This window comes from uncultured Gimesia sp. (assembly GCF_937910335.1).
Taxonomy (GTDB): Bacteria; Planctomycetota; Planctomycetia; order Planctomycetales; family Planctomycetaceae; genus Gimesia.
The window spans coordinates 1-20,737 of the sequence record NZ_CALEMX010000244.1; the positions used below are offsets into that span (position 1 = coordinate 1).

At 47.3% G+C, this 20,737-nt stretch carries 12 protein-coding genes; 9 read left to right on the top strand and 3 right to left on the bottom strand.

Going from position 1 to position 20,737, the window contains the following annotated elements; translation table 11 throughout:
- The first annotated feature begins 370 nt into the window (after window positions 1-370).
- The gene (hrpA, locus tag Q0668_RS09830) at window positions 371-4,360 is read left to right on the top strand and encodes an ATP-dependent RNA helicase HrpA (RefSeq protein WP_298863588.1); all 3,990 of its coding nucleotides are present in this window, start codon (window positions 371-373) and stop codon (window positions 4,358-4,360) included.
- Between the two features lie 96 nt (window positions 4,361-4,456).
- On the opposite strand, the gene Q0668_RS09835 is transcribed toward hrpA, so the two are convergent.
- Both Q0668_RS09835 and hpnE read right to left on the bottom strand, forming a co-directional pair.
- Entirely contained in the window at window positions 4,457-5,506 is a 1,050-nt protein-coding gene (locus Q0668_RS09835; RefSeq protein ID WP_298863591.1) for a TrkA family potassium uptake protein, read from the bottom strand.
- 19 nt (window positions 5,507-5,525) lie between these two features.
- Entirely contained in the window at window positions 5,526-6,980 is a 1,455-nt protein-coding gene (hpnE, locus tag Q0668_RS09840; RefSeq protein ID WP_298863594.1) for a hydroxysqualene dehydroxylase HpnE, read from the bottom strand.
- Between the two features lie 136 nt (window positions 6,981-7,116).
- Between hpnE and Q0668_RS09845 the strand changes: the two genes are divergently transcribed.
- From Q0668_RS09845 to Q0668_RS09860, 4 genes are all read left to right on the top strand, one after another.
- Complete coding sequence (locus Q0668_RS09845; protein ID WP_298863597.1) at window positions 7,117-7,875, top strand: ComF family protein; 759 nt, start codon at window positions 7,117-7,119, stop codon at window positions 7,873-7,875.
- A gap of 72 nt (window positions 7,876-7,947) precedes the next feature.
- Complete coding sequence (locus tag Q0668_RS09850) at window positions 7,948-9,132, top strand: DUF502 domain-containing protein (RefSeq protein ID WP_298863600.1); 1,185 nt, start codon at window positions 7,948-7,950, stop codon at window positions 9,130-9,132.
- 68 nt (window positions 9,133-9,200) lie between these two features.
- The gene (gene hemC, locus Q0668_RS09855; protein ID WP_298863602.1) at window positions 9,201-10,157 is read left to right on the top strand and encodes a hydroxymethylbilane synthase; all 957 of its coding nucleotides are present in this window, start codon (window positions 9,201-9,203) and stop codon (window positions 10,155-10,157) included.
- A 192-nt stretch (window positions 10,158-10,349) separates the two neighbouring features.
- A complete protein-coding gene (locus Q0668_RS09860) occupies window positions 10,350-11,471 on the top strand; it encodes a citrate/2-methylcitrate synthase (RefSeq protein ID WP_298863604.1) in 1,122 nt (373 codons plus the stop codon).
- On the opposite strand, the gene Q0668_RS09865 is transcribed toward Q0668_RS09860, so the two are convergent.
- Window positions 11,460-13,727 (bottom strand): MMPL family transporter, encoded by a 2,268-nt coding sequence (locus Q0668_RS09865; protein ID WP_298863607.1) that lies wholly within the window; start codon window positions 13,725-13,727, stop codon window positions 11,460-11,462. The genes Q0668_RS09860 and Q0668_RS09865 overlap by 12 nt on opposite strands.
- A 286-nt stretch (window positions 13,728-14,013) precedes the next feature.
- On the opposite strand from Q0668_RS09865, the gene Q0668_RS09870 reads away from it, so the two are divergent.
- The 4 genes from Q0668_RS09870 to Q0668_RS09885 all read left to right on the top strand — a co-directional run bounded on the left by Q0668_RS09870 (window position 14,014) and on the right by Q0668_RS09885 (window position 20,539).
- The gene (locus tag Q0668_RS09870; protein WP_298863610.1) at window positions 14,014-15,375 is read left to right on the top strand and encodes a glycosyltransferase family 39 protein; all 1,362 of its coding nucleotides are present in this window, start codon (window positions 14,014-14,016) and stop codon (window positions 15,373-15,375) included.
- 241 nt (window positions 15,376-15,616) lie between these two features.
- On the top strand, window positions 15,617-18,670 hold the full coding sequence (locus Q0668_RS09875) for a hypothetical protein (protein WP_298863613.1): 3,054 nt from the start codon (window positions 15,617-15,619) through the stop codon (window positions 18,668-18,670).
- A 14-nt stretch (window positions 18,671-18,684) separates the two neighbouring features.
- Complete coding sequence (locus Q0668_RS09880; protein ID WP_298863616.1) at window positions 18,685-19,119, top strand: diacylglycerol kinase; 435 nt, start codon at window positions 18,685-18,687, stop codon at window positions 19,117-19,119.
- 109 nt (window positions 19,120-19,228) lie between these two features.
- Window positions 19,229-20,539 (top strand): acetylxylan esterase, encoded by a 1,311-nt coding sequence (locus tag Q0668_RS09885; RefSeq protein ID WP_298863619.1) that lies wholly within the window; start codon window positions 19,229-19,231, stop codon window positions 20,537-20,539.
- Window positions 20,540-20,737: the final 198 nt, after the last annotated feature.

Genomic DNA, 20,737 nt, shown 5'->3' on the forward strand with positions numbered 1-20,737 from the left:
AAACACGTCCATACTTAATTCCTTGATTTCAAGGAATTATTAGAGGAACCCTATATACAGTTTATGCTCGCACTATCGTCAAGAATTTTGTAACAATCCCGAACCTGATTGACAGACCAGCCAATGACTCTTGCAACAATTCCAATCGCCAACGGGATCCCAAACACAAAACAGGTCATGACCAAAATTCGAAAAACTTTGTGATCAAAATAAAAATGTCGGCCAGCCGTCAAAACCGACTCTTTTCCCCGTTCGAGCCGGTATTCTGACAAATATCTACTGACAGCCTTCACGCTGCCGAACTTTCGTTTCATAATGCGGGTCCTTATTTCTCTTTATTTGTATGTCTCTTTTTCTTCGATGTTGTCTAATGTCCCCCGGTGATTCTAATTCTGCCGCTGCTGACGCTGGTTCCTCCAGTGAAAGCGCAAATGCTGCGCTGTCGGAACTGCCGGCTTTGATCTCGCAGGCGATGGCCGGTGATCAGTTTCGGTTTTCACAACGGCTGCGGTCGATTCGGCAGGCGCAGAAAAACAAGAAGCCGTTCGATAAAAGTCTGAAGCGGCTGCGTGAAGAGTTAGAGAAATCGCTCGAACGTCGGGCGACACGATTGAAACAGTGCCCCAAGATTACGTTTGACAAGAGCCTGCCGATTCATGAAGAGTTGGATTCCATCAAGCAGACCATCGAAGCGAATCAGGTGGTGATCGTCTGTGGGGAAACGGGTTCGGGAAAATCGACTCAGCTTCCTAAACTTCTACTCTCGATGGGGCGCGGTATTGGTGGTTTGATTGGTCATACGCAACCTCGGCGGATCGCTGCCCGTGCGGTCTGTGCGCGAATCTCCGAAGAGTTGGGTCGCGAACAGGGAACCGCATGTGGCTTTAAAATTCGTTTTACCGACACGACGAATCCCAACACGTATATCAAATTGATGACTGACGGCATTTTGCTGGCAGAGACACAAAGCGACGGTTTCCTGAATCAGTATGATACGATCATTATTGACGAAGCCCACGAACGTTCATTGAACATTGATTTTCTGCTGGGCTTACTCAAACGATTAATTCTTAGACGCAAAGACCTGCGCGTGATCATCACGTCTGCTACGATCGATGCCGACCGGTTTAGCGAACATTTTGCTGCAAACGACAAACCGGCGCCGATCCTGAATGTTTCAGGCAGAACTTATCCGGTGGAAGTTCGCTATCGTCCATTGGATTCGAAACCGTCAGAAAAAAAACAATCCAAGTCACAGGATAACGTGGCTGACGAACAATCGTTGCTAGCGAATGCCGTCAACGAACTGGCGGCCATTGATGATGGCGACATTCTGATTTTTGTGCCGACAGAGTGGGACATCCGCGAGACCGCCAAGTTATTGCGGGGGCGCTCGATCATTGGGGATGATGGTGCGCGGTCGACAGAAATTGTGCCGTTATACGGTCGGCTGTCGATGGCGGAACAGAATAAAGTGTTTCGTCCCTCCTCTTATCGGCGGATTGTGATCGCCACCAATGTTGCGGAATCTTCGATCACGGTGCCTGGTATACGGTATGTGATCGATACAGGTCTGGCACGGATCAGCCGTTATAGTAGTCGTTCGCAAGTGCAGCGGTTGCCGATTGAGGCGGTCTCGCAAGCGTCCGCCAATCAGCGAGCCGGTCGCTGTGGTCGTGTGGCGCCCGGGATTTGCATTCGTCTTTATAGCGAAACCGATTACAAGAGCCGCGATGAATTCACGTCACCCGAAATTTTGCGTACGAATCTGGCATCGGTCATTTTACAAACGCTGAATATGAAACTGGGGGTAATTGAAGAGTTTCCGTTTCTCGATCCACCCAAGCCGATTGCGATTCGCGATGGTTATAATACTCTGTATGAACTGGGAGCAATCGACGAGCAGCACAATCTGACTGACATTGGTCGGCAACTGAGTCGTCTGCCTGTGGATCCACGCATTGCCCGTATGATTCTGGCGGCCCATGATGAAAATTGTCTGCACGAAATTTTGATCATCGCTGCTGCATTGGAACTGCAGGACCCGCGCGAGCGACCGATTGATAAACAGCAGGCCGCCGATGAAGCGCATGAGCAATTTCGTGATCCCGATTCCGATTTTCTCAGCTTTCTGAAACTGTGGGACTTTTATCATAAACTGAAGGATGATTTGTCGCAAAGTCGCCTGCGTAGAGCGTGCGTGCAAAGTTTTCTGTCTTACAATCGGCTGCGGGAATGGGCGGATATCTTTCGACAATTACGACAACTGGTCGAAGAAACCGGGCTGAAGCCGCATCCGCGGAAAGATGATTCCGCATCCATCCACCGCGCACTGCTTCCCGGTTTCCTCTCTAACATCGCCATGCGGTCGGACACCCACGAATATACGGGTTCGGGTCAGCAGAAGTATTTCCTCTGGCCTGGCTCGGGAGTCTTCGAGAAAAAGCCGAAGTGGATTATTTCGGCGGAATTGATTGAAACCAGTAAGCGTTATGCACGGACTGTGGCAAAAATTTCGCCAAACTGGATCGAGCCGACTGCCGGTCATCTGGTGAAAAAGAGCTGGAGCGATCCTCGCTGGAATGGAGACGCCGCTTCGGCTGTAGCGACAGAAAAGGTCATGCTGTTCGGGCTGACGATTGTTCCCCGGCGACCCGTGCATTATGGAAAAATCGATCCCGAACATTCGCGGACCTTATTGCTGCAATATGGACTCGTGGAAGGGGACATCAATTTGACGATTGATTTCCTGTCGCATAACCAGAAGCTGCTTTCCGATCTCGAACAGCAGCAGGCCAAGTCGCGGCGATACGATTTGATCCCTTCCCAGGAACAGCAATTTGCGTTTTACGATGAACGGATTCCGACGGACGTTTATGATGGTGTTAGCTTGAAGAAGTGGTGGAAAGTCGCCAACAGAAAAACGCCGACACTGCTGAATATGCGACTGGAAGATTTTTTCGAAGAAGACTCTCAGGAGATTGACGAAACTGAATTTCCCAACGCGATCAACCTGGGGAAAATGCAATTTCCGTTGGAATATCATTTGGAGCCCGGCGCTGAAGAAGACGGGGTCACGGTTTCAATTCCGCAGGAAAGTCTGAACCAACTCTCGCCGCAACGCCTGGGCTGGCTGGTGCCGGGACTGCTGGAAGAAAAAGTGGCAGCGATGATTAAATCGCTGCCCAAGTCGGTTCGTCGATTGCTGGTGCCTGCACCTGAGACGGCGCAACAGGTGGTCAGCAAACTGGAATTCGGGAAAGGTTCGTTTGAGGAGACGGTCGCGGAAATGCTGTCTCAAATTTCGGGGGAGCGAATTACCGCCGATTTATTTGAATTGCAGCGGCTGCCTCATCATTTGCAGATGAATATTCGTGTGCTCGATCAAAGCGGCGCAGCAATCACCAGCAAACGGAACCTGACAGAGTTGCGACAGGAGTACGGCTCGAAAGCGGCAGACAGTTTTAGTTCACTCTCTGATGAGCATTGGAGCCAGACAGGTTTAACCGATTGGACATTTGGTGATTTTCCGGCTGAAGTGCAGATTCAACATGATCATCTTTCACTGACCGGCTTTCCGAGTTTAGTTGATGAAGGGACATCGGTGGCGCTCTGCTTACGTGATGCCCCCGAACGAGCGGCCTATGAAACGCGGTTTGGCTTGAGACGCTTGTTTGTTCTTGCTGAACACAGACGCCTGAAAACACAGATTGAACATCTGCCCGATATGAACCGCATGTCAATGTACGCGACCGCGATCGGTGGGATCAATTTGCGCGAACAGTTGATCGAACTACTTGCGGAACGAACACTGTTTGGTCAAAAAGAACGACTGCCTCGCAACACTGCACAGTATCAACTGTTTGTAAAAGAATGGCGGAACCTGATACCAGTGGCCGCTCAGGATCTGGCCAGTTTGTTGCCGGGTCTGTTCGAGCAGTATCATAAGATTAAAATCACTCTGAATAAAACCAAAGTACCCGCCTGGAATGAACCCTTGCATGACATGCGAGCGCAACTCAAGGCTATGATCAACGACCGCTTTCTGGTGAGCACGCCTTACCCCTGGCTGCAACAGTTCCCACGATATCTGCAGGGGATGGAACTTCGTCTAGGGAAACTGGGAGGGACTGGTTTGAAACGTGATATCAACAATATCCGTAGTATTTCACGTTACTTCGAATTGTATTCCCAACGCGCCCGCCAACATCATGAGCGAGAGATTATTGATCCACAGTTGATCAAATTTCGCTGGATGCTGGAAGAGTTTCGCGTGTCACTATTTGCCCAGAAACTGGGAACAGCTTTGAAAGTTTCGCCGAAAATTCTGGATGATCAATGGGCGGCGGTACGAGATTGATTACCTGTTCTTGTGTGGCAAGATCAGTTCCTGATTTCGTCAAGACTTCTTCTTTTATTGAGTGACTTGCGAATGATATTGACGTGTGATGTGTACTTAAGAGGTCACTTCGAAGTATTCGTTAAAATCTTCCAAAAGTTGATTGATGATTGTGGAAGAGCCGAGAGCATAAATGCTGTCGCCGGCATTGATGATTGTAGTACTGGGAGGCGGCATTTGCGGTTCGTGTCCGGGTTTGCAGATGCCGACGATCATAATTCCTTTGTTACTGAAATCGGTTTCGCTCAATTTTTTTCCACAATACGGATTCGCTTCATTGATCTGTAAGTCAGCAACTTCAAAACCGCCGATGTTTTTACTGGCGACTTCGACTAAATCTTCCACGGCAGGGTGTATCATGAATCGGGCAATCTTGACTGCTCCACTGCGAAATGGGCTGACTACTCGGTTGGCACCTGCATGTTTGATTTTTTCTCCGGCTTTATCATCACTGGCGCGTGCGATGATTTGAAATTCGGGATTCAACATGCGGGCTGTCAGTACTACATAAACATTGGCAGCATCACTGGGCAAGGCAGTAGCCAGAGACTTGGCACGGTCGATGCCGGCATTCTGCAGTATGAAATCATCGGTGGCATCGCCATGAATATAATACCAGCCTTTTTCACCACAGACAGCCTGTAAATGCTCTTCATTGCTGTCAATCACGACGAATGATTTTTCTCTTTCATGGAGGTATTCACAAATGGATTGCCCCATGCGACCAATGCCACACACGATGAAATGGCCATCTAAATTCGAGATTGTTTTCTCCATGCGTCGCTTCTCCAACATCGAACTCATTTGTTGACGAACAATCCATTGCCCGAGCAGTGAAACACTATACGTAAAAATCCCCAAACCAAATATGAGATAGAAGATGATAAAAATCTTGCCTTTGTCGCTCAATTGGGGCAGTAATTCATAACCTACAGTCGTTGCAGTGATGACAATAAAGAACAGGCTATCTAACCAAGATATTCCTTCAAGGAGGTGTATTCCTACAGTACCAAATATCGTAAATCCAAACAGCAGGCCAATAACGCGCAGAGCCCGTACCTTGGCAAACCTGTTTGGTTTTGACAAATCAATGTTTGAGAACGCCATATGAAACATGTCTGAGAGTTTACAGTCTGAATAGAATTTTGGATAGAATACTCGTCTTACTCGGAGGTAAAAATAAAGATTCCGGTTGTTGCAGGTCTTCTAATAGAAACTCGACTGCCTTGAGTCCGCTGCGAACCGCTCCTTCCATGGTGGCAGGCCAACCTGTGGCGGTCCAGTCTCCAGCAAGATAGAGACCGGTGACATCTGTTCTTTGTGAAGGGCGTAAACGTTCAATACCCGGTTTGACAGAGAAGACGGCCTGATGTTCTGTGAGCATCCGACTATGATTCAGATGAGCATTTCGCGTCTCCGGCCAGATGCGTGTTAAGTCCTCGATGACTTCCGCTATGATCTCGTCCTGTGTGCGTCCCTGCCTTGCTGCACCGGTCAAACTGTGGCTGGCGGAAATTACAATCTGATAATAAAACCCTTCTTCTGAAGCATGTTGCATCAATCGGCTGCGATTGAACATCCATTGTGAGAGACAGTCAACAAAGACGGCGTGTGGTAGTTCGGTGATTTCCCGATCGAACCAGAGATGCACGCTGGTAATAGGGGCAGACTCGATCTGTTCAATTTTTGATAGAGATTCCCGCCCGGGAAATTCGTCGGGTAACATTGATAGCACGCGTTGGTGGGGAACTGCTAAAACGACGCGATCACAGGCGATTTCCTGTCCATTCCGTAAGATCACGCCGGTCACTTTTCCGTCAGAAATCTGGACACGATTCACACCGGTTTGCAGGTGGACTTTTGCCTGTTGCTTTTCGAGACGTTTCAGAATTACAGCGCCATATAACTGTTCGAGTGGCACGGTAGGAATTATTACCTGCCAATGATCACGGGCTCTTAAAAAACCATCGACAAAAACTTTTTGCGCATGAGACAGGCTAATGCGTTTCAGGCTTTCGCTTAACGCACTGACCAGAACCACATTCCAGAATCGATTGATGACATTTTGAGACTGTCTCTGATCGACCAACCATTGAGCCATCGTTGGTTCCTGGTCTAAATCAATTGACATCCGTGCCAGTTTTTTTAAACCCTGTGCCAATTCAATTTTTTCGGAAAATGATAAATACGAGAGCCCACCAAAGGCTGGCAGTAAATGTAAGGGAGTGGGCAGAAACGAGCTCGCGGAAAAGACATTGATTTTGAACTGCCCATCGGCCCGGTTTGATCTGGAATTATTGGGGCCGACGAAATAGAGGTGTTTTTCTCTGCGAAAGTATGGTGCGATTCCTGTCATTTCACAAAATCGATTAAATTCATCGCAGCAGCCCATGCTGACATGCTGACAATTATCAATCAAATGCTGTGTTTGTTTGTCTTCAAATGAACTGGCCCTGCCTCCCAGTCTGGAACGCGATTCGTACAAGGAGACGGGTATTCCTCGATCCGAGAGCGTCACCGCACAGGCCAATCCAGCCAGCCCACCTCCGATAATGACAACTTCTGCGAATGGGGCTCCCAATGATTTATCCTGACAAAAATTGTTTTAAGAAAACAGCCCAGGTCTGAAATATGTGTCTGTATTTCCTGAAGGCCCTGACATAGTATGTGAGGATACCGAAATTAAGCTGTGATCCTAGTGGTGACTCTGTGAAATCATGAAATATTTAGGGATTCAACAGATTCAAATCCAGTCGAGGTACTGGCTACAAGCGGGAAGAAATTTCGTCTATCCTCCCCGTTGCTCTCTGTGTGGCATCTCCCAGATTTGTTCGGGAAGTAACTGTGGTCTTCAGATCGAACGAATTGCGCCGGAGGTAGAACAGTCGTGTGATCTCTGTGGTGCACCTGTTGGACCACATCTGGATACGTCAGCTGGCTGCAGTTATTGTCAAAACGAACGTTTTTTATTTACCCGCGCGGTTGCTTTGGGAAAATATCAGGGTGCCTTACGCCAATTAATTCTGAATCTGAAACAAAACCATGGAGCTTATTTAGGAGGGAGTCTGGGAGGCCTGCTTTATTACCGAAATCAAGAAACCTTCGAGAAATTAGCCCCTGATTTGATCATTCCGGTGCCCTTACATTGGACAGCCCGGTTGCTTCGTTCGCATAATCCTGCCAGTATCATTGCAGAGGCTCTGTCACACCGCTTGCAAGCAAAATACTTCGGGAATATACTCGCCAAACGAAAAAGGACACCGGCTCAAACCAGTTTGACACTCTCAAACAGGAGAAAAAATTTACGGGACGCATTTGCAATACGCAGATGTAAACAGATAGTCGGACAAAAGATATTACTTGTTGACGATGTAATGACGACCGGATCAACCGCCAATGCAGCAACGCGAGTGCTACTTGACGCAGGTGCCAGTGAAGTGAATGTTGCAGTGGTTGCCAGAGCACCAGGCGTATGATTTATCAATATAGATTCTCCATAAAATGCGGTTGCCGTTTTTATGGATACAATAGACAAGGCTAGTACTCCGATGGATTCGAGTACAACTCAACCTCCGAATGAGAAACCCAAAAAGAAGTCGGAGAAGAAAGCCATCAGCACAACTCATCGTTTTTTTCTGAGAGGGCTGGCAATTAGCCTGCCACCGATTCTAACTTTGGTCATTGTGATCTGGGTCGCGGGAATGATAAACAGTTATATCATCGTTCCCACAACGACCACCGTCCGCTATTCGTTCGCTTATTTCATGGACGCCTCTCAACCTCGAGACAGTTTCGTACAGTTAGAGAATCTGCCATCACTCGAGTATTGCAGGAAAGACTATTTGATTAGTAAATCAAAAGTTCCAGAACTAAATACTTTGGAAAAGAATTCTGGTAAAAGAGCGACTCAAAATATGGTGATGTCTTTTGCCTGGGTTCCTTTTGGAGATCGGGCTGTCCCTTACTCGGATTACCGTGAAGTTGCCAAACGAATCAGAGCTTCCGATATGCCTACAACGGCAATCGGGTTATATATGGAACTGGCAACAACACGCTGGTTTAAAAGTCTGTTTCAATTAAGTGCCGTTGCTGTCGCTTTAACCATTGTTGCATTGTATTTTCTGGGACGATTTGTCACTGCGCGGGTTGGCTCGTGGATGGTGCTCAAATTCGAGCAGGGTGTGCTTGCACGCCTACCAGTTGTCAGTAATGTGTACTCATCCGTGAAACAGGTAACAGACTTTTTCTTTAGCGAACGGACCGTTAATTACAGCCGCGTGGTGGCAGTGGAATATCCCCGACGGGGTATCTGGTCTCTAGGATTCGTAACCGGCGACAGCATGCTGGAGATGACAGTTACCGCGGGAGAGCCTTTGGTCGCGATCCTGATTCCGACTTCACCAATGCCGGTTACCGGATATACCATGAGTATTCCGAAAAGTGAAATTGTCGATCTGAATATTACAGTCGACCAAGCGTTTCAGTTCTGCCTTTCCTGTGGCGTACTTGTACCTCCCCAGCAACGAGTAACCGACGAATTGCTTCGTGAAGAACTGGGCAAACGACTTCTTGGTGACCGCAATCTGGCCGGTTTTAATGTTCAAATTGTACCACCGGAATCTGGACCGCTCGCGTCAACCATCGAGAGTGAGTCGACTACAAGTGAAACACAAACGGAAAAACCAGAAACGGATCCATCAGAGAATCAGGAACAGCCGCCGGAAACAAAATGATCTGACGTTGTTCTCGCACTGATTGAATCACTTGATTTATAATCTTCAGGCAATTAAGAAAGTCATTGATGAACCAGACGTCTCAAGAACGTCCCTTGCGAATTGCAACGCGTGCCAGCCGTCTGGCACTCTGGCAGGCGCATTATGTAGCTGACTTGCTGAAAAGCCAGTCAAGCGAACGCGCAATCGAAATTGTCCATATCACTTCAGAGGGAGACCGCGATCTGACTTCACCGCTGTCTGAATTTGGAGGATTGGGTGTTTTTACAAGAGAAGTACAGAAAGCAGTTCTCGATGGCCGCGCCGATCTTGCTGTACATAGTCTGAAAGATTTGCCAACCGAACAAGCACCAGGGTTGCGACTGGCGGGCATCCCGGAACGAGGCCCGCTGTATGATGTGCTGATTTTTCCTATGGGCACGGCATCGGTAAGCAGTCTCTCCGAATTGCCGCCTGATTCACGAATTGGCACCGGCAGTTTACGCCGCCGCGCACAACTGCTACATCAACGCGCTGATCTGCAAATGCAGGAGGTCCGCGGCAACGTCGAAACGCGTCTGAAAAAACTCGATGCCGGCGAATACGATGCCCTTTGTCTGGCAGAAGCCGGCATGGTTCGACTGGACCTTCTGAAACATCGCACTTCTTTGCTACTGACTCCACCCGAAGTCTATCCTGCAGTCGGCCAAGGAGCGCTGGGCATTGAATGTCGAGATGATGACAATGAAACCTGCTCTCTGTTAAACGAAATTTCTCACATCCCCACGAAAGCGGCTACTACAGCTGAACGCAGTCTGCTGGCTTTTCTACGGGCTGGCTGCCACGCTCCGATTGGAATTCTAACTCATATTGAAAAAACTGAGGTGCATCTGGAGGCGGTCGTCCTGAGTGATGATGGACAAGAACTGATCAGCGCCTCAGCCACTGGTTTATTCAAAGACGCAACAGAAATTGGTATTAAAGCCGCGAAAAAATTGCTCGATGAGGGCGCAGGTCGTCTTATTTCGAATGATGATGATTCCTGAATTTGCATTCGTCTGTAGATGCATAAGGAAGAAAGTGATGTCAACTAAGACACTATACCTAAAAATTATTTCACTATTCTTCGAAAAATCGTCCTACAACGTGTGTCGATTCTCTTTTGGAATTCAGTTATACTGAGGATTAAACGGACTGCCTATAATTTACCTATTCAGGAAGAGCGGAAGGTTAAAGACATGGAACGTCACCCTTATCGCCCCGGTTTATCCGGGATTGTTGCATCAGAGACGGAAATTTCCCAGATACAGGGATCTTTAACCTATCGAGGCTATCCCATAGAGGAATTGGCCCGAGAAGCGTTATTTATTGAAGTTGCCTACCTGCTGCTACATGGCGAACTTCCCAGCCACGAACAATTGGCAGATTTTCAAACTTTATTGATCGAAACTGGCCAACTCCCGCAACCAGTGATTGCGGTCATCGATTCGATTCCTCCTCATATTGAAATGATGGAAGTCATTCGTACTGGCGTCAGCCTGTTAGCACACTTCGATCCACAAATGGAATATGGCATGTTCATGTCCGAATTTGCCAATGCACAATATCTGCTGGCCATGCTGCCACAACTCATATCGTACCGTTATCATCAGGTAAATGGTTCGCATGGAGTGAGACCGAATTTCCATCATTCCTATGCAGGTAGTTTTTGGCATATGTTGAAAGGCGACGAACCTTCTCAACTGGAAGAAGAAGCCTTTAATGCCGCTTTGATTACCTATGCCGACTACGGGTTGGCCCCTTCCACATTTGCAGCGCGTGTCGTGGCATCCACAGGTAGCCCGCTCTATTCAGCCGTCTGTTCTGCAGTCGGTTCGATCAATGGACAATTACATTGCAGTTCTGGCATTGGAGTTCTGGATGCTTTGCAGGAAGCACTTTATTCCGGAAATGTGGAGGACTGGGTTTGTCAAGAAATCACCAAAGGCAAAAGAGTGCTTGGGTTTGAGAGTTCACATCACAAGCCGCAAGACCCACGTTCGGCGGTTCTCAAAGAGTACTGTTCTCAGTTAGCCGATGCCCTGGGACTGACTGAAATGGAAGCCGCCGCCGATACCATCGAAGAAATTATGGCAAAGGTCCAAAAGGTTCATCCGCGTGTCGAATGGCATACAAGTCGCTTGCTGCATTATCTTGGATTTGAACCGGAACTGTTCACACCGATTTTTACTGTTTCCAGACTGGTCGGTTGGGTGGCGCACATCATAGAGCAATCAGAGAACAACCATCTGTATCAGCCCTCATCACGTTATGTTGGTATGGATACACGGAAATACAAACCGCTGCCATTACGAAGTTGATTTTATTTTGTCGGTATAAAATAGCCGTAACAGGATCGGCAGCAAAATCAGAGATCCTAACATACCACCGATCATAGCTACGCTGACGAGTGCGCCAAAATAAATCAGTGGAATGAAGTGTGATAAAGTAAGCACACTGAACCCAGCCACCAAAGCACACGTTGCAAAGATGATGGCACGTCCGACACTCTGGTGCGTTCTTCTCAATGCATCAGTAATCGAAGCACCACGCGAACGTTCTCTCAAAAAACCGGTGATGAAGTGAATACTGGAATCAGTTGTCAGCCCCATTGAAACACTGGCTATCATCGCTGTGCCAATATTTAAAGGTAGTCCAAACCAGCCCATGGTACCTATCACTAATACGATGGGAAACAAATTGGGGACCATGGAAATCAGCCCCATTTTTAGACTGCGAAAGGCAATGGTCATCATTGACAGAATACTGGCACCTGCTAAGAGAAAGCTGACTAACTGATCTTTGAGCAGGCTGTCTATTAGATATGCCAGTAAGATAAATATTCCGGCCGCTTTGCCCGGTTCCGCAGGTTTCTCATTCGAATCATCTGCAGTCTGCACCAAGTCAGAGCCGGGAAAATGCTTCTTTCCCAATGCACTAATTTTGTGAATCAATGACAACTTTTCTTCTGCAGACTGTCGTTCTATCGCCCGTAAATAAATGCGCATGCGTCCTTTTTCAGGATTGTAAAGACTGCTCACAAAATCGGGTTGTATCAGTTTAATTTGATCCATCTTCGACTTCAAAGGATCAGAGGCGAAAGGAATTTTTGGCAGGAAATCAAGTGTTTCAGTGAGAGCAATCACCTTAGTCAGTTGCCGCGGGTTAATCTGTCGTAGCTCATCTGCCAAAGCACGAACGCGATCGAGATAGGTTTCATCTAACTGGGGAGGAGCCGGAAAATTCACTTCCATGGTCGAGGCGCCTCCTAGTCGTGTCTCGACAAAATCGAGTGCTTTCACGATATCACTCGACTCTCGAAAGTTCTTACTGAAATCCGTTTCCACCTCCAAACGATAGAATCCACATCCCGCCAGTAGAACAAATAGTGTAGATACTCCTAATAATATTTTGGGATATTGTTCTGTGCCGATACAGATTTTTTTCAGGTATCGCTCAAGGCCGCGTTCCGAAGAATGTTTGCGTGGTGCACTCAGATAACCTAGCGAGATACCCCCCGGAAGCAAAACGGTTGCCGCCACGAGCACCATCATCGTACCGATGGCCATCATAATTCCAAAACTTCTGACCGGAGCAATTTCACTTGAAAGCAACGATGTGAAACCGGCAGCCGTCGTGGCACAAGTCCAGAAAATTGCCGGTAATAATTCGACCATTGTCTGACGAATGGCACGAGGACGTGAGATGTTACTACGCTGCAATTCCTGAAAGTGGACGGCAACATGTGCGACTGTCGCAATACCGATAATTGTCACCAGGGAATTCAGCATGGAACTAACCATACTCAATTGAAAATTCCCCAATACCAAAATTGCTTCCGTCCACAAAATAGAACAGATCACGACTAATAAGGGCAGCATGACCCAGTGTAATCGTCGGAATAAAAGAAACAGAACCAAAGCCAGCAAACTGAGTGAAACTTTAAAAAGTACATCTCCATCTTCCTCTACATACCGAAACATATCATGTACTTGCACAGGTTCACCGACAACATAAGCCCTCGGCGTATGTGCTTTCGCTAAATTGCGAATCCGCCGAAAAGTTTCTGCTCGAGGAATGGGAGATCCTTCTTCAGGTAATAATCTCAGAACAATAGCTGTGGTTTGCGAGTCTTCACCAATCAAAACTCCTCGAAAGAGTTCCGTTAATTCATCTTTTTTGCGTCGAACGAGGGCACGGAGAAAAAAGTTCAACTGGGGAGGCGAAAGTGCATCAGCCAGATTTTGAGTTACTTCGGTATTCAAGCCCGGTACTTTGCTTAATTCCTGAGAAAACTCACGGACTTTATCCAGCTCTTCCTGTTCTAATAAATTGGGAGATGTATAAGCGACGAAGACAAGTTCATCGCCTCCGAATAATGATTTACTCTCCAGATAATCCAACAGGTGCGGGTCATCTTTGGCGTAGAGGGATTCAATTGATTGTTCAAATGAGAGCTGAGAAGCCGGAAAGACGGCAAGCCCTGTAAAAATCAGGGAAATCAGCAATAGAATCCATCGCAGTTTGTAGAGACGATCTACCAATGATTCAAGCCATCGCCGCGGGTGACTACTCATAAGGAAAGACCGTATCCTGCTGCCGAAAGCAAATTATATGATAAGATTGAATGCATTACTGTGTTGCTGAAAGTGTTCAAGCCCTCAGCTACAGCGAATCTGTCATCTCGGACTATATCTTAGTAGAAATGCGATTTCATCTCTGAGGAGACATTTTTTACGAGGTGGCCTTACATTCTATCTTGAGAAATCATTAAAAACCGATCAAACCCTCCCCTTGTTTCTTCTCTCTCGGAGCTGCATACTTTAAAAATCTTCCCTTTCTGAACTGTACGGATACGATTCTGTGACTCAAACAAGCCGCTCACATTTAATTTTGCTGCTGATTCTCATTCTGGCTGGTGGACTCCGAATTGCTCTGGTCTATTTACAGACTGATCAGTTACAGCAGGATCGAGACGCCTATCTCGCGATTGCCGGGAATATGGCGATGGGTCATGGTTATTCATCCACCCCTGATCCAAATGAGATCCAGCCAACGGCGTTTCGCCCCCCCCTTTATCCTGCTTTGTTATCCGTACTTTACTTTCTCAACGCGGCTCCCCTCGGCATTGGCATTGTTCAAATTATTCTGGGAATTCTCACCGTCTGGCTGACCTGGCAGACAGGAAAACGTCTTCAAATGCAATGGGCCGCGCTCGTCGCTGCTGCCATTGTTGCGACGGACCCGATTCTGCTGCAATATACGACTTACCCCATGACGGAAGTGCTCGCTGCTTTTCTCACGATTCTGTTGCTCTATCTGCTGGTGACCAGTTTGTCGATAAAAAGCGTGTCTGGCGAAAAGCAAGTGATTCCTCCCCTGTTCTTCTGGACCGGCGTCGTCTGGGGCCTGGCTATCCTGTGCCGTCCGACCTATCTCGCCTTTTTGGGAATCTGGCTAGTGGTCCGATTTACCGCTTCGCTTATATTCAAACTGCACAATCGCAAATCCGAATCGATGAAGGAACGAAAATGGAGTCCTGTAATGTATCTGGCTACTGGTATTATGCTAGCCGTTTCCCCATGGTTCATTCGAAATCTGGTTGTATTTCATGCACCGATTCTTTCAACAACACACGGCGGTTATACATTGCTTTTGGGAAATAATCCTGTCTTTTATGAAGATGTTGTCCAAAAACCCTGGGGTACAGTCTGGTCAGGAGAAAGTCTCAGTGACTGGCAAAAAAATCTGGAAGATCAAATTTCACGTCAGGTCCCCCCCCTCGAAACAGAACAGGAACGAGACCGCTGGATGTACCAGAGGGCAAAAAACAATATCGCGGAGCAGCCAGAGCTCTTTGTATCGGCGTGCATTCTTCGATTCAAAAGGCTTTGGAATCTATCCCCGCTTACCAGCTCCGCCCTCCTTTCGACACCGTTGGTCGACTGGAGTATCGCCGGATATTACTCAGTGATTCTTATTGGCTGTATTTGCGGAACTTTCCTGGTAGTCTGGAACAGAGAGCAAAAGTGGGAACCATTCATCTGGCTGATTTTGAGTTTTACGGTGGTCCATCTCTTTTACTGGACCAACATGAGAATGCGGGCTCCCCTCGTGCCGGCGATTGCTCTTTTAAGTGTTTACGGTTGGTCTCAACTCAGTCGATTTTTCAAATTCGGCAGTACCGTAAACCGCGATGCTAATGATCAACGTAACATATTATAGAGAATTACTTTACAATGCGAGTACTGCTCGATTCTACCCACTAACTGTTCTTGACACTCTTCAAGAAATCGGCCTATAATCCGCGCCCATTTATCTTGGTTCAGCAGACGAAGTTAGTGCCTGCCAACCTCAATCCGTAATCCTCTATGTGTTGTGACCTCAACAACGGAGGATATTCCATTCAGATCATATCCCCTTCATCAGAAGATTGACCTACCCGGTTATCACTTCAGGAGTGCCCGTGTCGGGCGAGATTAATTCCGTCTCTCGGTATGTTTCGCGCACCATCTGGCAAGCCATTGTTTTATCAACAATGCTTGGCGGCATGTTGACAGATGCGCCTGCACAAACCAGCTTCTTCGGTGCTCCCAAAGCCTCTTATGAGGAATTAGAATACGAACCATCCGAAGAAGAACCGATAGAAGTTTCTGCCGAATACTCTCAACAATGGGAAGAAAACTTTGTAGAGGTCTCACTTCTGAAAGGCAACTGTCGGATAAAACAAGGCGATGCCGTTCTCAGCGCGCGACAGATGGTCATTTGGCATCGTAAAACCAGAAAGACAGAGCGAATTTCCGTTTATCTTGAAGGAGAAGTCCGAGTCGACCTCCCGGGAGAATCAAAGAACGAAAACAGTTTACTAGTCAATCTGGTTACTCAAAAAGGGATGCAAGTCAAGATCAGGCGGCCGTCTATCCGAACTGTATCTGCTGATGATCCCTTTCTAATGCGAGCTACCCAAAGACGTGGTATTCCCCACGATCATCAATTAAAACGAGCACAATTTATAGTCGAAAAGCCTCCATTGGAAGGCCCGAAATTGAACCTCGCGCCGACCCCGGAGCCGATGGGTGATTTTCGCAGAATCCGCCTTTTTCCACGCAGTGCCGTCCCTTACAACGTTCAAAGTTTTCCCTCAACACATACAGTTCCTCCCGAACAAATCTGGGTTATCACTGGAGGCATCAACCTGTTAATCGATGGTGTCGAAGGTTTGGACGTGGTTGATATGTCCGCAGATCGCATCATTATCTGGACTGACGGACGGAATACACAAAACTTTAATTCTGAAATCCGTCAGTCAAAAGAAACTCCTTTCGAAATTTATCTCGAAGGTAATATCGAAATCCGACAAGGTTCGTACTACCTCAAAGCCAATCGTGCCTTTTATGATGCCCGCGAAGAAAGAGGAGTTTTGCTGGACGCTGAACTCAAAACGCACCTTCCTGCACTGGGAGAAAACATCCGCGTCCAGGCCAGCCAAATCCGTCAATTATCGAAAGGTGCATATCTCGCACAAAATGCCTGGGCCACGGGTAGCCAATTTGGAAAACCCGGCTATCGAATTCAATCTTCTGATATCTTCATTGAAGATCGGTATTCCACACCGTGGCTTGGGGCAGGCTCAAATGAACTGGACCCGCTCACTGGTCAGCCCGTTCCCCAAAAACGTGCGTGGATGACGAGTTCCAATAATACATTCCAGATTGGGAACGTTCCTCTTCTATATCTACCTTACGTTACCAGTCCGGCAGAAGATATTTATTTTCCGATCACTGGATTACGATTTGGCAACGACCGCATCTTTGGATTCCAGGTGGAAACTGAATGGGATATGTTCAAGCTGCTGGGGCTCGAACGTCAACCGGGAACTAAGTGGGAAGGTCAACTGGACTACTACTCCTACCGTGGAGTCGGAATTGGACAATCGGGAACTTATGAAGGTTCCAACATGCTCGGCTTCGATAATATTTTCAGTGGCAATGGGAAAATGTTTTATATTCACGATAGCGGGACTGATAACCTCGGTCAGGATCGTAGGGCATTGGTCCCTTCTACCAGAGATCGATATTTTCTGAATCTACAACACAGACAGGAATCTCCATTCGGAATGACTCTGACGGGAGAGGGTGGCCTGCTCTCTGACCGAAACTTTCAGGAAGAATATTTTGAAACTGATTTCGATAATGGCAAAGATGTGGAAACTTTGCTGCACCTTAAGCAACAGCAGGAAAACTGGTCCTGGTCGGTTCTGGGCAGAACCCGCTTGAATGATTTTTCGAATACGACAGACTGGCTTCCCAAAGCAGACCTGTTCCTGCTGGGCGAACCTTTGTTTGGGAATTTATTGAGCTGGACTTCGCATTCTTCTGTTGGATATGGAAAACTGAAACCCGGAGCCCCGCCTTACAACCCTGCACAAGATGTTTTTACGCCACTGCCTTTCATCGCCGATTCGCAAGGCGTGGTCGCAATGACGCGGCATCAACTGGAAGCGCCGTTTAATCTTGGCCCGATAAAATTAACCCCGTATGTCATGGGGGAAGCGGCTTACTGGGAACAAGGGCTCCAGCAACAGAAAATTGACCGGTACTATGGATCAGCGGGTGTACGTAGCAGCATTCTCTTTGAGCGTATTTTCCCAGATGTTTACAATTCATTTTTTAACCTGAATGGTCTGGCACATAAAATGGCGTTGGAAGCAGATTACTCTTTCAGCGATTCCAGTGAAAGTCTGACTAACATCGCACAATACAATGAATTTGATGACAATGCGCAAGAGCGATTCCGGCAAAGACTGGTGATCAACACCTTTGGAGGTGTATTACCACCTCAGTTCGATCCCCGATTTTATGCCGTTCGAACCGGGGCAGGTCGCGGTGTGACTGACCCTTATTATGAATTAGTTGATGATCAACAAGTGCTAAGATTAGCCTGGCGCCATCGCCTGCAAACTAAAACAGGTCCTCCCGATCAGTTGCGAATTAAAGACTGGATGACATTAGACCTTGAGGCATCCTATTTTCCCGATGCACAGCGAGATAACTTTGGCGAAGATATTGGATTGATCGGTGGACATTACCAATGGTTTCTTGGGGACCGAACAACGATGGCTGCGAATGCCTATTATGATTTATTCGATGGCGGGCAGGAACTTTGGGATATTTCTCTCACCAGCCAGCGTACCAATCGTTTGTCAGCCAATGTGGCATTGCAGCAGATAAAAGGGGGCGGCGGCCTCGACAGTCAAATTATCTCTGCCAGTCTGTTTTATACCATGAGTCAAAAGTGGAGTGCTGGGATCAGCACTGCCTATGACCTGGGAGAACACATTAATCGTGGCCAAACCCTTTCGCTCACACGAACCGGAGCCGACTTCCTCATGAGCCTGGGAATGACCTATGATCAAAGTACTGGTAATGCCGGAATCGGTTTAACGATTATGCCACGCTTTGGGAACTTCGGCACCGGGCCCGGTAATTTCTCCTCTCTATTCGGTAATGCTACTCAATAACAGGACTATCGACGGTGATTAAATCACAGGATACTGAAGTAAAAAAACGCCCGAAAAATTCCACAGCGCGCGTCGTTTCAGAAAAGCTACGACCCGAGTGGAGACAACGTCTGGTTGACGCCGAACGCGGGATCACTTTCGGAATTCGCCTCGATAGTACTTTCTTCATTCACTTTTTTTCGGGAAGCGCTGTCATCGCCGCGGCAATGTTGCTGGGATTATCAGCAACGCACTGGGCAATTATTATTCTGGCTATGACAACGGTATTGAGCGCCCAGATGTTCAATCAGGTTTTGAAGTCCATCTGGAATCTCATCGGAAGTCATTTACCAGCGGAATCACAGAACACGTTCAAAGCAGGTACTGCTGCTGTCTGTGTCAGTATCATGGGTTCTGTCATTACCATTGCAATCGTATTTTGTTCTGCCCTCTATCGTCTGCTCTTTTAATCATAAATTGTAAGAGTCAGAAATCTCCCATCCATTGCGAACCCTGTTTCAATTGCAGATAATTGCCGTTCATTCCAATTTTTTGCCTTGAAAGACGGTGGTTACTGCTATGAATCTGGTTCGAAGTATCAAGTCTTATTTGACTCTATTCATTCTTTGTCTGCTGGCCCCTGGTTACTTGCAGGCAGAAGACCTGATTACACCGAATCCACGACTTCCCAAAACGACTCCCTGGGATTTAAAGGTACTCAGCAAAGCTCCTCAATTTGAATGGATCGATGAAAAATCGCCCATTAAATCTCTATTCTATCAGGGTCTGGACTATCGAGGAAAACCGACAAAAGTATTTGCCTATTATGGATTTCCTGATTTGCCCAAGACACCAGGCGCAAAACGACCTCGGTTTGCCAGTGTCGTGCTCATCCATGGTGGAGGGGGAACCGCCTTTCGCGAGTGGGTCGAGTTATGGGTAAATAATGGCTATGCGGCCATTGCCATGGATCTGGCTGGCTCACGGCCCATTGATGGGAAAAATCCGCATGATCGAAAAAACAGAATACGACTTATGGAAGGTGGGCCAAATCAATCGCATGTTGAAAAGTTTGAAGCAATCAAATCAGACAAATCAGAACACTGGTGTTATCACGCACCGGCGAATGCCATTCTGGCACACTCTCTAATAAGATCGTTTCCCGAAGTGGATCAAGATCGTTCTGCCGTCACAGGCATCTCATGGGGTGGCTATCTGACCTGCATCGTCGCCGGGCTTGATAATCGCTTTGATGCCGCTGTTCCCGTTTACGGTTGCGGTTTTCTCAACAATCATTCCGTTTTTGGAAAAGCGATCAATCAATTACCTCCAGCTGATGCCAGGCGTTGGATGCAACTCTACGATCCCGGTCAATATCTGCCTGCGATGCAAGTACCCATTTTCTTTGTGAACGGCACAAATGATTTTGCTTACTGGCTCAGTGCTTACCAGCGAAGCTATCAAGCGGTTCCTGAAACCACATATCGTAATATTCGTATTGAAGTCAATATGCGACACAGCCATCCGGCTGGTTGGGCTCCAAAGGAGATTTCAGACTTTATCAGTGAGAAACTCAATAATGCGGCGCCTTTGCCCCTTGTTCAAAACCCTGCAATCAAAGACAAACTGGTAACTGCTAAATTAGCGATCCCGGTGCCAGGCGAAACAGCAGCTTTACAGCACACCCCTAAAAAAGTCAAATCTGCAGATCTAATCTATACGACTGACGAAGGTCCAAACCCGGAAAGAAAATGGAAGTCCATTCCGTTGCAGATAGAGGGAAGAAATATTTCTGGCACTGCTCCGCCCGAAAACACGACCATCTGGTTCATCAATGTCACAGATGAAACAGGCTCCATGGCGTCAAGTCCACTGATGATGAACCTCTGATACAACATCCAAGATCAAAAATCAGGCGGCCGGTTTTTGTGGAATCTGGGGTGCAATTTTCTTTGTTACATCCCCTTTTTTCTGTTTCAGATCAAACAAACCGAAAATTTCCGCGGCGGTGAGACTTCGTGATTCGCACGTTGTATCTCCTTCACCCAGAATGGAACGAAACAATTCCCGTTTTTGTTCCAGTACCAT

Excerpts from the sequence above, each read along its gene's own strand:
- hemC (WP_298863602.1), top strand. The coding sequence starts at position 9,201 with ATGAACCAGACGTCTCAAGAACGTCCCTTGCGAATTGCAACGCGTGCC.
- Q0668_RS09860 (WP_298863604.1), top strand. The coding sequence starts at position 10,350 with ATGGAACGTCACCCTTATCGCCCCGGTTTATCCGGGATTGTTGCATCA.
- Q0668_RS09835 (WP_298863591.1), bottom strand. The coding sequence starts at position 5,506 with ATGGCGTTCTCAAACATTGATTTGTCAAAACCAAACAGGTTTGCCAAG.
- Q0668_RS09885 (WP_298863619.1), top strand. The coding sequence starts at position 19,229 with ATGAATCTGGTTCGAAGTATCAAGTCTTATTTGACTCTATTCATTCTT.
- Q0668_RS09865 (WP_298863607.1), bottom strand. The coding sequence starts at position 13,727 with ATGAGTAGTCACCCGCGGCGATGGCTTGAATCATTGGTAGATCGTCTC.
- hrpA (WP_298863588.1), top strand. The coding sequence starts at position 371 with ATGTCCCCCGGTGATTCTAATTCTGCCGCTGCTGACGCTGGTTCCTCC.
- Q0668_RS09845 (WP_298863597.1), top strand. The coding sequence starts at position 7,117 with ATGAAATATTTAGGGATTCAACAGATTCAAATCCAGTCGAGGTACTGG.
- Q0668_RS09850 (WP_298863600.1), top strand. The coding sequence starts at position 7,948 with ATGGATTCGAGTACAACTCAACCTCCGAATGAGAAACCCAAAAAGAAG.